This window comes from Psychromonas saccharinae (genome assembly GCF_051201515.1).
Lineage (GTDB): Bacteria > Pseudomonadota > Gammaproteobacteria > Enterobacterales > Psychromonadaceae > Psychromonas.
The window spans coordinates 2,264,708-2,280,073 of record NZ_CP195153.1 but is presented as its reverse complement, the minus strand read 5'-3'; the positions used below and the strand labels follow the sequence as shown (position 1 = coordinate 2,280,073).

The 15,366-nt window shown below is 35.4% G+C and carries 16 protein-coding genes; 12 read left to right on the top strand and 4 right to left on the bottom strand.

Annotated elements, in window-relative coordinates; translation table 11 throughout:
* Positions 1-5 precede the first annotated feature (5 nt).
* The 3 genes from ACR30L_RS10125 to ACR30L_RS10115 are packed head-to-tail and all read left to right on the top strand — an operon-like array spanning position 6 to position 1,529.
* Positions 6-785, top strand: coding sequence for a sulfite exporter TauE/SafE family protein (locus tag ACR30L_RS10125; protein WP_435234139.1), 780 nt, complete (start codon positions 6-8; stop codon positions 783-785).
* Positions 773-1,354, top strand: a complete 582-nt coding sequence (locus ACR30L_RS10120; protein ID WP_435234138.1) for a primosomal replication protein — start codon at positions 773-775, stop codon at positions 1,352-1,354. The genes ACR30L_RS10125 and ACR30L_RS10120 overlap by 13 nt, the downstream gene beginning before the upstream one ends.
* Entirely contained in the window at positions 1,347-1,529 is a 183-nt protein-coding gene (locus ACR30L_RS10115; RefSeq protein WP_435234137.1) for a YbaM family protein, read from the top strand. Before ACR30L_RS10120 ends, ACR30L_RS10115 begins: the two co-directional genes overlap by 8 nt.
* A 55-nt stretch (positions 1,530-1,584) precedes the next feature.
* Here ACR30L_RS10115 and ACR30L_RS10110 read toward each other — a convergent pair whose 3' ends face one another.
* Together ACR30L_RS10110 and cysS are read right to left on the bottom strand one after the other, a co-directional pair.
* Positions 1,585-1,857, bottom strand: coding sequence for an acylphosphatase (locus tag ACR30L_RS10110; RefSeq protein WP_435234136.1), 273 nt, complete (start codon positions 1,855-1,857; stop codon positions 1,585-1,587).
* Positions 1,858-1,963: 106 nt separating this feature from the next.
* The gene (gene cysS, locus ACR30L_RS10105) at positions 1,964-3,346 is read right to left on the bottom strand and encodes a cysteine--tRNA ligase (RefSeq protein ID WP_435234135.1); all 1,383 of its coding nucleotides are present in this window, start codon (positions 3,344-3,346) and stop codon (positions 1,964-1,966) included.
* A gap of 129 nt (positions 3,347-3,475) precedes the next feature.
* Between cysS and ACR30L_RS10100 the strand changes: the two genes are divergently transcribed.
* Positions 3,476-3,970, top strand: a complete 495-nt coding sequence (locus tag ACR30L_RS10100) for a peptidylprolyl isomerase (RefSeq protein ID WP_435234134.1) — start codon at positions 3,476-3,478, stop codon at positions 3,968-3,970.
* Between the two features lie 6 nt (positions 3,971-3,976).
* The gene (locus ACR30L_RS10095; protein ID WP_435234133.1) at positions 3,977-4,741 is read left to right on the top strand and encodes a UDP-2,3-diacylglucosamine diphosphatase; all 765 of its coding nucleotides are present in this window, start codon (positions 3,977-3,979) and stop codon (positions 4,739-4,741) included.
* 237 nt (positions 4,742-4,978) lie between these two features.
* Here ACR30L_RS10095 and prc read toward each other — a convergent pair whose 3' ends face one another.
* Together prc and proQ are read right to left on the bottom strand one after the other, a co-directional pair.
* Entirely contained in the window at positions 4,979-6,973 is a 1,995-nt protein-coding gene (prc, locus tag ACR30L_RS10090) for a carboxy terminal-processing peptidase (RefSeq protein ID WP_435234132.1), read from the bottom strand.
* A gap of 11 nt (positions 6,974-6,984) precedes the next feature.
* On the bottom strand, positions 6,985-7,614 hold the full coding sequence (gene proQ, locus ACR30L_RS10085; protein WP_435234131.1) for an RNA chaperone ProQ: 630 nt from the start codon (positions 7,612-7,614) through the stop codon (positions 6,985-6,987).
* Positions 7,615-7,972: 358 nt separating this feature from the next.
* Between proQ and yegQ the strand changes: the two genes are divergently transcribed.
* The 7 genes from yegQ (at position 7,973) to ACR30L_RS10050 (ending at position 15,338) form a co-directional block, all read left to right on the top strand.
* Entirely contained in the window at positions 7,973-9,316 is a 1,344-nt protein-coding gene (gene yegQ, locus ACR30L_RS10080; protein WP_435234130.1) for a tRNA 5-hydroxyuridine modification protein YegQ, read from the top strand.
* A 2-nt stretch (positions 9,317-9,318) separates the two neighbouring features.
* Positions 9,319-9,576 carry a YfhL family 4Fe-4S dicluster ferredoxin gene (locus tag ACR30L_RS10075; RefSeq protein ID WP_435234129.1) on the top strand — a complete coding sequence of 86 codons (258 nt, stop codon included), beginning with the start codon at positions 9,319-9,321 and terminating at the stop codon, positions 9,574-9,576.
* Between the two features lie 196 nt (positions 9,577-9,772).
* On the top strand, positions 9,773-10,723 hold the full coding sequence (locus ACR30L_RS10070; protein ID WP_435234128.1) for an ABC transporter permease subunit: 951 nt from the start codon (positions 9,773-9,775) through the stop codon (positions 10,721-10,723).
* Complete coding sequence (locus tag ACR30L_RS10065) at positions 10,713-11,606, top strand: ABC transporter permease subunit (protein WP_435234127.1); 894 nt, start codon at positions 10,713-10,715, stop codon at positions 11,604-11,606. Before ACR30L_RS10070 ends, ACR30L_RS10065 begins: the two co-directional genes overlap by 11 nt.
* Positions 11,606-12,610 (top strand): oligopeptide/dipeptide ABC transporter ATP-binding protein, encoded by a 1,005-nt coding sequence (locus ACR30L_RS10060; protein ID WP_435234126.1) that lies wholly within the window; start codon positions 11,606-11,608, stop codon positions 12,608-12,610. Before ACR30L_RS10065 ends, ACR30L_RS10060 begins: the two co-directional genes overlap by 1 nt.
* 1 nt (position 12,611) lies before the next feature.
* On the top strand, positions 12,612-13,391 hold the full coding sequence (locus ACR30L_RS10055; RefSeq protein ID WP_435234125.1) for an ATP-binding cassette domain-containing protein: 780 nt from the start codon (positions 12,612-12,614) through the stop codon (positions 13,389-13,391).
* A 102-nt stretch (positions 13,392-13,493) separates the two neighbouring features.
* Positions 13,494-15,338, top strand: a complete 1,845-nt coding sequence (locus ACR30L_RS10050; RefSeq protein WP_435234124.1) for an EAL domain-containing protein — start codon at positions 13,494-13,496, stop codon at positions 15,336-15,338.
* The last annotated feature ends 28 nt before the right edge of the window (positions 15,339-15,366 follow it).

The window sequence follows — 15,366 nt, the reverse complement described above, 5'->3', positions numbered from 1 at the left end:
TATTAATGACAGAATTAATTTTCGATCCGAGTAATTGGGCGTTGATTGTTGCCGTTGGTTTTTCCGCTGGATTTATCGATGCAATTGTCGGTGGTGGTGGTATGTTGACTATCCCAGCCCTATTAAGTTTAGGTATTCCACCACATTTAACACTTGGTACGAACAAGTTAGCCGGTAGCTTTGGTTCAGGAATGGCTGCATATACTTTTTTCAAAAAGAAATTATTTACCCCTTATTTTTGGCGAAGAAGTTTTTATAACACTTTTATTGGTGCCATGACCGGTACAATTTTTGTCAATTTTATTGATACTTACTGGTTAGAGAAATTATTACCATTAATTATTGTATTTGTTGCGATATATACACTGCTCAATCGACTAGTTGATATAGATAATCATGAATTACCGATACAAAATAAACAGTTAACATTCAAACAATCGATTCAGGGATTTATACTCGGTTTTTATGATGGTTCATCGGGTCCTGGAACGGGCTCATTTTGGGTGATTTCTAATATGCGTTTGTATCATTTGAATATGTTAATGGCGAGTGGTATTGCGAAATCAATGAACTTCACCAGCAATTTTGTTTCATTGATTGTATTCATTTATTTTGGTCAAATCGATTGGTTAATTGGTTTAACTATGGGTATCTGCATGATGCTTGGTTCCTATATTGGTGCTCACTCCGCAATTCATTTTGGCGCTAAATTTATCCGTCCAATCTTTATTAGCATTGTCCTCATTATGGCTTGTAAACTCGGGTACAGTGCATGGATAAGTTAACTCAACATGAGTTGATTGCATATCGCAATTTACTGGATAAGTTAGAAGCGCAATTATTGGATTTAAAAGCACGTTGTGTACAACTTGATAACACGATCAAACAAACCGAAAATCAGTGTTTTGTTTTCGAAGTGCATTTATTTCCAAAACGCTGCTTAACTTTATCCGGCTATCTCGAACAAGTTGAAAAGACTTACCGCTCTCTATGTGATGCTATCAATAAGCAACGACAAAATGTATTGATAAAACATGAATGCGAACGTTTTATTGGGCAGTTTCAGGTGTTACTCAAGTTGGTACAAGGATTAGAAAATGGGGATGCTAAGCTGCTCTATAAATCATACTCTTCGCTTAAAGAGCAAATCTTTCAGCGATTACAAAAACAATACGATTATGAACACCGTTTGTTAAATATGATTTCTGAACAAGAGGATTTATTATTAAATAGTCTTCTTAAAGATAAAGCTTATATCAAAGAAAAAATAGCAGCACTTAAAGTTCGTTACCAGAAATGTAATACCTTTACTCAAAAATTAGAATTTCAGTTAGAAGAGATCCAAGATGACTAAAACAAACAATCAAAATGAATGTTTAGCCAATGCTTCTCCATCAATTAAATTAGCCGTTGATCTCATTCAATTACTCGAAGAAAATCAAATAGAAACGGAAGTCGCCTTAGAAGCGTTGGAGATTGTTACAAAAGATTTTAAAAGAAAACAATGCATTGATAGTAAAAAACTTTAGTCTCAGTCTAGCCTCTGCCGTATCGTAGATAAGTTAGAGGCTATGTAAAGTACAATCAGTAACTTGCAAATCCTTTTATCACTTCGTAGGGAATTGTTGTTACTTTGATTTCTTTAACATGTGCACTGGCAGGCCCCTTATTCAACCACTGTAGCATTTTAGTAACAGCGGTACGACGCCCATAAATAAGAACTTCTACATCGCCGTTATAAAGGTTTTTTGCGTGACCAGTTACATCACACAGATGAGCTTGCTGACTAGTGTAATAACGGAAACCGACGCCTTGAACGTGTCCACTTACAATAACTTTACAACCAATATTATCCATGCAAGTCCCCTATTTTATTCATATTAAATAAAAAACATCACCTCGTTATTATTGATGAATATGCTCAATAATAACGAGATGAATTGCACAAGTATTCACTAAATATTTACTGTTTACGCCAAGTTGTACCTTGAGGGCCATCCTCAAGAATAATATTTAACGCTGCCAATTGGTCACGCGCATCATCTGCACTTGTCCAATCTTTATTCGTACGCGCATCATTACGTTGTTTGATTAACGCTTCAATTTGTGCAACTTCGCTACTACTTTCATCACCCTGCAAGAATTTCTCAGGTGATTGATGAAGTAAACCAAGTACATTGGCAATATTTACTAACAACGATGCTAATGCAGCTGCTTTAGATTTATCGGTCGATTTTAGGCGATTAACTTCTTTTGCAACATCAAATAATACAGCCAATGCTTCTGGCGTATTAAAATCATCATCCATCGCAGTTGTAAATGCGTTATAAAATGGACTTGTTTTATCGATTGCATCAATGTCGATAGGTAAATCACGTATAGCAGTATACAAACGTTCTAGACTTGCACGGGCTTGCTTTAAGTTATCTTCTGAATAATTTAACTGACTACGGTAATGACCTGAAATTAAAAAATAACGAACAGATTCACTGTCATAAACATCAAGAACATCTTTGATCGTAAAAAAGTTATTTAATGATTTAGACATTTTAACTTTATCGACTTGGACCATGCCAGAATGCATCCATGTATTTACATATTTACCATGATGCGCACAACAGGACTGTGCGATTTCATTTTCATGATGAGGAAAAGATAAATCAGATCCGCCACCATGAATATCAAAGACTTCACCAAGGTGTTTGTTATTCATAGCTGAACACTCTATATGCCAACCTGGACGCCCTTCTCCCCAAGGTGAAGCCCATGAAGGTTCACCTGGTTTTGCCATTTTCCAAAGTACGAAATCAAGTGGATCATTTTTACTATCTTCAACTTCAACGCGAGAACCTGCTTTAAGCATTTCAAGGTTCTGACCACTTAATTGACCATATTCATTAAAACTTGCAACGGAAAATAAAACATCACCTGTATCTGCGATATAAGCATTGCCCTTTGCGATTAATTTTTCGATCATATCAATCACTTCTGGCATATGTTCAGTCACGCGTGGTTCTAAATCAGGGCGTGCAATATTTAGTGCATCGAAATCAGCATGCATCGCATTTGTAAATCTTTCGGTTAATTGATCACAAGTTTCACCATTTTCATTGGCTCTATTAATTATTTTGTCATCAACATCGGTAATATTGCGAATATAAGTTAAATCATAGCCACTAAAACGCAGATAACGCGCTACTGTATCAAACGCAACAAAAGTACGTGCATGACCGATATGACAATAATCATAAATGGTAACCCCACACACATACATGCCCACTTTACCTGGTACAAGTGGTTTGAATTGTTCTTTTTGTTTTGAAAGTGTGTTGTATATTTTTAACATATGGGTTCCATGTTCATTGCGATAAAAAAACCTATTCTAACCTGCTGTTAGGACAAATTCATCCTTTGTATTTAATGAATTAACTTGTTCAGGTATGATATTGTCTAAATTTAACAATAGGATTTATTAATGATTACTTTACATACAAATTTTGGCGATATTAAACTTGAATTAAATGCAGAAAAAGCGCCTAACACCGTCGCTAATTTTATTAAGTATGCAGAATCAGGACATTATGACAACACCATTTTTCACCGTGTAATTGATGGTTTTATGATTCAAGGTGGTGGATTTGCACCGGGCATGGAAGAAAAAGAAACGGGTAAACCAGTAAAAAATGAAGCAAACAATGGGCTTTCTAATAAAAAATACAGCGTTGCAATGGCGCGTACGATGGAACCACATTCAGCGTCTGCACAATTTTTTATTAATGTTAATAACAATACATTTTTAGATTTCAAATCAGAAACAACTGATGGCTGGGGCTATTGTGTTTTTGCTGAAGTGGTTGAAGGCACAGATGTTGTAGATGAAATTAAAGATGTCGCAACGGGTAATGCAGGCTATGTACATCAAGATGTGCCACTAGAAGATGTTGTTATCACTAATGTAACAGTAGATTAGATCTAAATGCGTACTCTTTTTATTGCAGATCTGCATTTAAGCGAAAATCACCCGCAAATAACGGCTGCTTTTTTTTCTTTTTTAGAAAAAGAAACGGTTAATATTGATACGCTTTACATATTAGGCGATCTATTCGAAGTGTGGATTGGTGATGATGAGCGTACGCCTTTAATGAATCAAGTTGCCGAGCATTTATCAACTACGTCCCATCAACATAATTTTAATATTTTTTATATTCATGGCAATCGTGATTTTATGCTTGGCAAAAAGTTTGCCAAGCAATCCAATATGACCTTATTGAATGAGCATACTGAAATCGATTTATACGGTCGAAATACGTTAATTTTACACGGCGATACACTTTGTTTAGCTGATAAAAGTTATCAAAAAATGCGTAAAATCATTCATAACCCACTACTTCAGTTTATATTTAATCGACTTCCCTTATCACTTAGGAAAAAAATAGGTTGGAAAATCCGAACGGCTAGCCAATCGAAAAAATCGGATAAACCAAGGTATATTATGGGGGTCACACAATCGGAAGTTGCACGGTTAATGGTTAAACACGATACTTTACAACTTATCCATGGCCATACTCATCAAGTGTCTCAAAATGATTTTGAATTACAAGGTCAACCAGCAACCCGCTTTGATGTTGGAGATTGGTTTAAACAAGTCAGTTTTGTTGAAGCAACGCCATCCCAAACAAAAATTATTATTCACCCAATAAATTATTATGCACCAGAAACGGATGAAGCTCTAAATTCATGAACACATTCGTAAGCCAATAACTTATATTCGAAACGTTCCATCCAACTAAAGATAATAATACCAATCGTAATAATTAGTTGATCTATTTAGCTGGTTAAAATAGTTAATTTCTTTGTTGAAAGTTTCGTTAAGGGAACAACCATTTACATCAACTTTAGCCTCGCACTAAACTATTTTTACTACGCATAAAAAAACCGACATATTTGCCGGTTTTTCCAGATTCGAATGATTAACTAATTAATACTCTGCATAATCTAATGTTATTGCAGCCGCTTCAGCTAAAAATGCATCTTTTGGTTCAAAGTTTTCGGGAATATCATCTAGTGATTTTATTTCCGGTAATCCAGCACGTTTTAAGCGTTCATTAGAGCGCGCTAATAATTTTTGATCTGCTTCTTCACGAGATTTAATACGTTCTTTCTCATTAAGCGAAATTTCCGTTATATCTTTATCTTTATTGTATTCGGCAATATCACTTAGCAAATAATTAAACTCTTTTTCTTTTTTCATTCTGATCTTGTCATCAACGGTTAATTTTTTAACAATTGATTGTAAGTCATCAACGGGTTGATACTCTGCAGATTTAATATTATCCCAAGGTAATGCATTCTTTTCTAAGCTTTCACCGGTATCTAAGTGATCAACGGCACTTGGGAATAATATATCAGGGATAACACCTTTATGTTGTGTACTGCCACCATTAATTCTATAGAATTTAGCAATGGTATATTGTACAGAGCCAATTTTTTCAGCATCTTTATCATAAAAACGAGATAAACGACGGTGTTGTTGAACTGTACCTTTACCGTAGCTTTGTTCCCCAATAATGATTGCTCGACCATAATCCTGCATTGCAGCTGCAAATATTTCAGAAGCAGAAGCACTATAACGATTAATAAGTACCGTTAACGGACCTTCATAGGATATCGCTTTGTTTTCATCTTCTTGTACAATGATTTGATTACGACTATCACGAACTTGGACAACGGGACCGGTGGTAATAAATAACCCTGTTAACAACGTTGCTTCACTTAATGCACCGCCTCCATTATTTCTAAGGTCAATAACGATACCTTCAACGTTTTGTTCTTTAAGTGACGCAAGTTCTTTATCAACATCCACACTTAAGTTCATATAAAAACTTGGAATAGTGATCACCCCAATTTTTTTACCATCAACCATTTCGATACTTGATTTGGCTTCTCTATCTTCTAGATGAATTTTTTCTCTAACAATTTCGACCATTGTGGCTTTGTCATTAGCTTTACCAGAAAGAAGTTGTAGCTTAACTGTCGTGCCTTTAGGCCCTTTGATTAAATCAACGATATCATCTAAACGCCAACCAATAACATCAACAATTTCGCCATCAGCTTGACCAACACCGACAATTTTATCATTTTTAAAAATTTGCTTCGAACGTTCAGCAGGGCCGCCCGGAACTAAACTTTTAACAACCGTATAATCGTCTTCAAGTTGTAAAACAGCACCAATCCCTTCAAGGGATAAGTTCATATCCATATTAAAACGTTCTGCATTCCGAGCAGATAGATAACTCGTATGAGGTTCGATTGTATGGGAATAGGCATTCATAAAGGTTTGAAAAACATCTTCACTTTCGGTTTGAGTTAAATGTTTTACGGCAACATTATAACGCTTGCCTAGTTGTTCTTTTATTTCCGGTAACGTTTTGCCATTTAATTTTAATGCTAAAATATCGGATTTAACTTTTTTGCGCCAAATTTCATTTAATTCATTGGTATCAGCAGCCCACTTGGCGTCACTTCGATCAAATTGATATTTTTCATCTTTGGTGAAATCCATGGTTGTATCTAACAGCGCTAGTGCATAACTATATCGCTCATAACGTCGGGTTAGATTCAATTGGTAGATTTTATAGGCGGGTGCTAATTGCCCCTGCTTTAGATTATCATCGAACATATCTTGATATTGTTTCAAATTATCAATATCTGCTTGAGTAAAAATAGATTTATTATAATCAAGTTGGTCAATGTAGCGGTCAAATACTTTTTCAGAGAGCGAATCGTTAAGCGGAATAAATTTATAATGTGAGCGACTAAATAAATCGCTCACTCTTTTCGCCACTTTAGCGTGTTGCTCTTGTTGATCAAGTTGCGGAATATCTGTAAGTGCGTAATTAACAGGCAGAGCAAAACTAAGGCCAACATACAGCGAGCCAAGACCGACTAATACGGGACGAAAAAATTTATTCATTAATTTACCTTTTATACGATTAGATGTTTCGCTTTTACCTTAACGGTCATACCAGAATCAAGTTGAACTTGAACATCGTCTTTCATGATTTCAACGATAACACCAGAGACAGGAGATTTACCTAGAATGACTTTGACAGCTTGAGAAGGCTTTAGTTCAGCATGAACTGCTTCTTTAAAGTTACTGAGGTCTTCTACGGGTTCTTTTTTAGTAAATGATTTTTTAGTACGAGATGGGATATTTACTTTTTTAGGCGCGCGTTTCGGTTTGTCCGTTGCGTCAGGAGCCACTTTCTTTTTATTCGCGAATGCCTTTTCTTTGCTTTCTTTTAATGTTTTCAAAGCATGTTCAGCATGTTCTTCAGAAACCTCATCACCTTCATTCCCATCAAGATCAACGCGTTTAATTGATTGCTTAACGCTGTGAAGGTAACGCCAACTCAAAGTGTATTGACGTAATGCACCACGTAGTTGAGTTTTACTGACACGTTCATCACCCTCTAATCGAGAAGCAAGTTCTTGGAAAATGCCAATTTTCAAAGGTTTTGCCGGTGTACTTCCCGCTGTAAAACATAAAGGGAATTGCTCAGTTAAAAAAGTAATGATTTGTTTATTATTTGTAAATTTTTCAGTGTTTTCCATGTAAAACCTAATTGTTAGTGCCTGCCATTCAGACGATAGAATGATTTATACCTATTGCGCTTCATCGGTCAAACAACAAAAGAGTAATAGGTATAAATCATTTAATATTCAAAATATCGATATAGTATAGTGATGCGTTACTCAAATGTGAATCTTATTTTGAGTAACTAAGCGTTATAAAAATATGAAATACGCTATTTTTTTAAATATAATGGTCAATACTATCACTCCTTATTAAAAACAAGTAAACTTCGCCCTTCCAAAATATTGTAAATAATGAATACAAATTAATATTAACTTATTGGTGATTAATGCTTTGTGTAATATCGCCCTTACTTGATATCAGAAGAGAACTATAATGAATCCAGAACTACTTTCGCCAGCGGGCTCACTTAAAAATATGCGTTATGCGTTTGCATACGGTGCCGATGCGGTTTATGCCGGCCAACCACGCTACTCGTTACGCGTTCGTAATAATGAATTTAATCTTGAAAAACTCAAAATTGGTATCGATGAAGCACATTCTCAGGGTAAGAAACTGTATGTTGTTTGTAATATTCAACCACATAATTCTAAATTAAAGACTTTTATTCGGGATATGAAACCCGTTGTAGATTTGAATCCTGATGCACTTATCATGTCAGATCCTGGTTTAATAATGATGGTACGAGAAGCTTTTCCCGACATGCCGATTCATTTAAGTGTTCAGGCAAATGCTGTTAACTGGGCAAGTGTGAAGTTTTGGGAATCTCAAGGTATTGAACGTGTAATTCTATCGCGCGAGCTTTCACTCGATGAAATTGAAGATATTCGTCAACATTGTCCGGATATTGAAATTGAAGTTTTTGTACATGGCGCTCTGTGTATGGCTTATTCAGGTCGTTGTTTATTGTCTGGTTATATTAATAAACGCGATCCGAATCAAGGAACTTGTACTAATTCCTGCCGCTGGAAGTATGATGCACATCCGGCGACGGAAAATGAAATGGGCGATATTGTTGCAATTCAGCCAGTTGAACCTACCTTAGGCGAAGGACAAACTAGCGATCAAATATTCCTATTACAAGAGCAAGGTCGTCCAGAAGAATATATGCCTGCGTTTGAAGACGAGCACGGCACCTATATTATGAACTCTAAAGATTTACGTGCCGTGCAGCATGTTGAACGTTTATTACAGATAGGTGTGCAGTCATTAAAAATTGAAGGACGAACTAAGAGTTTCTATTATTGTGCGCGTACAGCACAGGTTTATCGTAAGGCCATGGATGACGCAATTGCAGGGCGCCCTTTTGATCCTAAATTAATGTCAACCTTAGAAAATTTAGCACATCGGGGTTACACCGATGGATTTTTGAAACGCCATACACACGATAAATATCAAAATTATGATTATGGTTACTCAATCAGCGAAACACAACAGTTTGTGGGTGAAATAACAGGCCGCGATAGCAATGGTTTGGCAGAAATTACGGTTAAAAATAAATTTTTAGTCGGCGATCAATTAGAGTTAATGACTCCACAGGGTAATTTAAATTTCACTTTAGAAGAATTGCATACGCGCAAAGGTGAATTAGTTGATGTGGCGCCTGGTTCTGGCCATATTCTCTATATGCCAGTACCAAAAGAAATCGATTTAAATCACGGCTTATTAATGCGTAACTTAGACCTAGGCACAAATACTCGTCATCCACATAGTAAATAATTATGGCATTAATCATTAAAGATACTTGTACAAACTGCGATATGTGCGAACCTGAGTGTCCAAATGATGCTATCTCATTTGGCGACGAAATCTATGAAATCAATCCGCAACTCTGTACTGAATGTGTTGGTTTCTATGAAGAGCCAACCTGCGTTAAAGTTTGTCCGATTAATAATTGTATTATTGTTGATCCGGACAATATTGAAACAGAGGATGAATTACTGGGTAAGTTTGCAGAAATTCATAGTGATTTGCTTTAATCAAAACAATCAATATATGCTTAACTGAAAATGTTCGATAACATAATGTTTTTAAATACATTCCTTTTAGTCAAGTTTGCTTTATATCGTAAATAGTATCATATTGGTAACCTCTCGTTGCTTGAGGCATTATTTATGAGTAAAGGCATTCGTTTTAGAATAAATATTTATCTACTTTTGAAGATTAAAAATACATATGCTTAATTATTTATTACGTCGATTAAATTTATTGCTTATCACCGGATTTATTCTTACGGTATTCACCTTTGTTATTACAAATTGGTCTACCTATGAATATTCATCTACAAGCCCATCTGTTATCGATTATCTACATTATATGTGGTCATTAATTCAAGGTGACTGGGGAATATCAACGGTTGATCAACAACCGATTTTGATGAAAGGATGGTTGGCTTTTTACTCTACATTACAGCTCTGTTTAATCGCATTTCTAGTTGCTATGGTGATTGGTGTGCCACTGGGTATTATTGCAGCGCTTAATCGTAAACGTTTTATCGATTATCTCGCAATGTTCATCATTTTAGTATCGCTTGCTTTACCTTCATTTTGGCTTGGTTTAATTGCAATTATGTCATTGAACTCCTTTGGTATTGACTTTCCTGTTCACCCTTCTGCAAATATGGATTTATCCTCAACATTTTTATTGTTTAATACTCTCTTTAATAACAATACATACACTGAACAGTTATTTTTAGAGCGTTTAGTTCGAATACTGTTATCTGCTTCCGTATTATCGTTTTTTCTATTATCAGAAGTTGCACGTATAACACGCCATTCAATCACATCAATTTTAAAAAGTAATTATATTAAAGCGGCTTATACTAAAGGATTAAATAGTCGACAAATAGTGTTAAATCATGTGCTTAAAAATGCGCTACCTTCCATTATTCTCCAGATAAAAATACAATTGAGCACGATGATTTCTTTTGCCATGGTCATTGAAATTGTATTTACAATCCCAGGCGCGGGCTCCTGGGTCATGCAAAGTGTTAATGCTGGTGATTATCTGGCTTTACCTACGGCAATTATTCTTATCGCCCTATTTATTTCACTTATTAGTATATTAGTAGATATTTTGCTTATGCTTATTTCGCCCGTTAAACGGAAATCATTGTATGTCGGTTAATAAAGAATTTGCGCCAGATAAAATACAATCGCCAATGTATTACATGTGGTTAACATTTAGACGTAATAATATTTCATTTACAGCACTCTGCTTGGTCTTTATGCTGTTATTCATTGCAATATTTGGCAATCTATTGGCGCCTTACGTAGCCCCTCATCATGATATTCAAGAGAATTTACTTCCCCCCTATTGGATTGATGGTGGTTATTCCTTTCATATATTAGGGACTGACTCTATTGGCCAAGATTTATTGAGTCGCTTGATTAAAGGGATCCAATTAACTCTAGGTGGTGCGATTGCTACCACTCTTGCTATCATATTTATTGGTCTACCTATGGGAGCAAGTGGCGCATTAATGAAGGGAACCGTTGCCAGTGTTTTACATCATTTCTTTGATGTGTTTTTAGCTATTCCTGCATTATTAATCGCATTTATGATTGTTTTTCTTTTTGGTGCAAGCTATGAGCATTGCTTATTAGCCGTATTACTTTCCCTATTACCTCAGTTTATCAGAGGGATTTATTTATGTGTTGAAGCAGAGCTAAATAATCAATACATTATTTCACTACGATTAGATGGTGCAACTAATTTACGTATTTTACGCTTTGGCATTATACCTAACATTCTCGAGCCCTTAGTCACACTAACTAATCGAATTTTTACCCTGGTGATATTAGAAATTGCCACATTAGGGTTTCTAGGCTTTGGCTCCAAAGCCTACGATGCAGAATTAGGTTCACTTATTTCAGAAGGAATGGATTACATTTTTTCTTCACCATGGTTAACTTTATTCCCAGGCATCGCCCTTTTTTGCATTGTGTTAATCTTTAATATTCTTGCCGAAGGAATAAGGCATGCAATCATTGAAGTAGAGGATGAATAATGGCCTTACTTGATATACGTAATTTAAGTATTGACGTTGAAACTGCCCAAGGCACCGTTAGAATGATTGATAAGGTATCTTTAACCATTATTGATGGTTCCATTCATGGTTTAGTTGGTGAATCTGGTTCGGGTAAAACGATGATTGCAAAAGCTATTCTCGGCGTCCCAAATCGTAAATGGACGGTGACGGCGGATCGCATGTTTCTTGGTTCTACGGATTTAACCAAGCTATCAACCTACGAACGAAGAAAAATAATGGGAACGGAAATTTCGATGATCTTTCAACGTCCACGCTCCTATTTGGATCCAAGTAAAAAAATCTTTATTCAAATGAATGAAGTCCTACCTAAACCAACGCTTCAATCACGTATTTTAAATAAAATAAAACGTACTAAGTTACAGTCAACAGAAACGCAAATTAAAGACTTATTACATAAAGTGGGAATTCAAAATGATAAAACGGTATTAGCCAGTTATCCTCATGAATTATCAGAAGGTGTTTGTCAAAAAGTGATGATAGCAATGGCGATTGCAAACAATCCTCGTCTCATTATTGCCGATGAACCGACTAGCTCTATGGAAGATGTGACACAGGCACAGATATTTCGATTGCTCTATAAGCTAAATCAGTTACATAATACAACTATCCTTTTATTAAGTAATAACTTTGGGAGTATCAGTAATCTATCTGACTATATTTCACTCATTTATTGTGGACAAACCGTAGAGTCAGGCTCTTATAAACAAATTATAGAATCGCCAATGCATCCGTACACTGAAGCGATGATTAAAACTATTTTAGATTTTGACGATAGTGTTGAGCATAAAAGCACATTATATACACTACCGGGCAGCATCCCGTCGTCGAATCAAGTTCCAATTGGGTGTCGTCTTGGACCACGCTGCCCAAAAGCAGAAAGAGAGTGTGTTATATCACCTGAATCTGAAAACTATAAAGGCCATGTTATTAGTTGCCATTTTCCAAATTTAGAAGGAAGCTAGTATGCCACCACTTCTAGAAGTACGTAATTTAAGTAAAACTTATAAGCGTAGTGCTAAATTTGTTTCCTCGGGTTACAGGCAATCTCTTGGCCCAATTAATTTTACCTTAGAACGTGGTAAAACATTATCGATAATCGGTGAAAGTGGTTCAGGAAAAAGCTCATTAGCGAAAATTATTGCCGGATTAATTCCATCAACGGGAGGCGAAATTTTAGTTAATGGCGCACCTGTCTCTAAAATGTCACGTCAAAAACGTTGCCAAAGTATTCGAATGATTTTTCAAGATCCTTCGAACTCACTTAATCCTAAAACCAAAATCAGTAGAATACTTTCGGCACCTTTGCGTCTAAATACTAATTTCAATGACACTGAGATAAAACAGCAAATAAAGATTATTTTATCCTTAGTGGAATTATTACCCGATTATTTAGAATTCTATCCGCATATGTTATCACCAGTTCAGCAACATCAAGTTGCACTCGCAAGAGCGATGATACTAAACCCGGATGTAATATTGGCAGATGAAATATTAGCAACCTTAGATATTTCATTGCGATTTAAGATAGTAAATTTATTGCTAAAAATACAAGAAAAAACAGACGTAAGCTTTATATTTGTTGCCCATAATATGAACTTGGTTCGTCATATGAGTGATCAAGTATTAGTCATGAATCATGGTTTGATTGTTGAAAATAGCAGTACCGATGAAATTTTCAACTCACCTCAAACTGGGATTAGTCGTCACTTATTACAGAATCATCAACCTGATTACAGAAAATAACATTATATGTGTTATTTATTTGATATTGTTTGCTAAAATATCTATTTTATAACAATATCAGTCTATAATTATTAAAAAATAAATATCAAGGGATGGATTTTAATGAACAATTATAAGAAAGGTTTTTGGACGAGTAACTTCATTATTCTTATTTTAGCCGTTGCCTTAACGGTTATTATTAAATTTTCGCTCATGCCCTTTTTTATAGCCCAACAGGAATCGCTTGCCAGTCAACTTGATCTACGTAATGTACCTACTATTACAACCTATGACCAATTGAACGCGACAACAACTAGCAATAAACTTGCCTACTTAAAAGTAAGTAATCCTGAATTAACGTCTCCATTAATATACGTTAACAATAAAATGCCGATAATATCATTTTTATTTGAGGCGCCTTCTACAACAATTTTTTCTCAAGAAGGACAGCAAATAATTGAATATAGAGCAGCTAATTATGGCCTGCTTAAAACGGTAACTCAGATATTTATTGCCCTTTATGGTGCTTTAATCTTAATTTCTTTATGCATAAACCTCTTCTATTACACTATTTTTAAACGTATAGAAAAAACACTGATTCAAGAAATCTCTTCGGATGAGGACCCAAAAGATATTCCTTTTACTAAGGTTTCTGAGCAATTGCAGGAACAAAAAAAATTATTTCATCAATCCTTATTAAAACAGGAGCAACAAATTTCGTTGCTAGCACGCCAAATTAATATGGATAATTTGACGGGATTGAATAATAGACATGCTTTCCGCAAAACCTTAACCGAAATACTTAATGATGAATCTGAACAAACGCATGCCATTTTATTTATTTTACGGGCAAGTGAACTCAATACCATCAACTCACAACGTGGGTTTCAACATGGTGATGAATATATAGTTAATATTGCGAATATTTTAAATCGTGTAACTGAAAAAATTGCATCAATTTCACTGTATCGTGTCAGTGGTTCAGACTTTGCAATGATAGCGCTTGATATGGGTATTCCAGATGCACAACGTGTCGCTAAAAACTTAAAAATTCAATTCGATCAATATCAAATTCTTAACAAGTTAGACAGTACAGCTTACAGTGGTATTTCTTCTATTATCTCAGGGCAATTACCTGAACAAGTATTAGCTAGAACAGATATGGCATTAGCTAAAGCACAAATAGCGGGAGTAAATAGCTGGCACTTTGAACAAAATGACAGTGAAGAAGATCATATTGGACAACAACATTGGCGGGTTATTATCGAAGATGTAATTGCAAAACGTGCGCTAATGTTATTACACCAACCTATTCAAGCGTTACATCGTAATATGAAAGGTTACCAGGAAATTTATACACGTTTTCTTGGTGAAAACAATAATATGATCCCAACGGATACTATCTTTGCAATGGCACAACGATTAGACATGATTGTGAAACTAGAACAACTCATTCTAGAAACCGTTGTTAGCCAGTGTCGTCATAAAACCGATGGTAATGTTCGCTGGGGTGTTAATTTAACCGGGACTGCGATTCAAAATAGTAGCTTTATTGTTTGGTTAGAACGCTTACTGCTTCGCGAACCTAATATCGCAGCTTGTCTTATTTTTGAAATGCAGGAAGAAATATTAGATAGCAATTTAGTTGTGAGTAAACGTGTTTTTGATATGTTAAAACGTACCGGTACACGTTCTGCCATTTGTAAATTTGGTAAGGGTGTCGGTTCATTCCGTTTATTTAAAGAGTTAAAACCTGATTTTGTTAAAATTGATGCCTCACTAATCAATAATATTGAACACGATAGCGCAAATCAGCAATTTGTTCGTATGATCATTGACGTTGCACATCGTATGGATTGTAAAGTGATAGCAGAAGGGATTGAGCATTTAGGGCAGAAACAAACACTTGAAGCCATGTATGTCGATGGTATACAAGGTTTCTTAATTGCACGACCTAGTCCTTTTTAAGGGATATTAACTAAATCGAATGCCAATC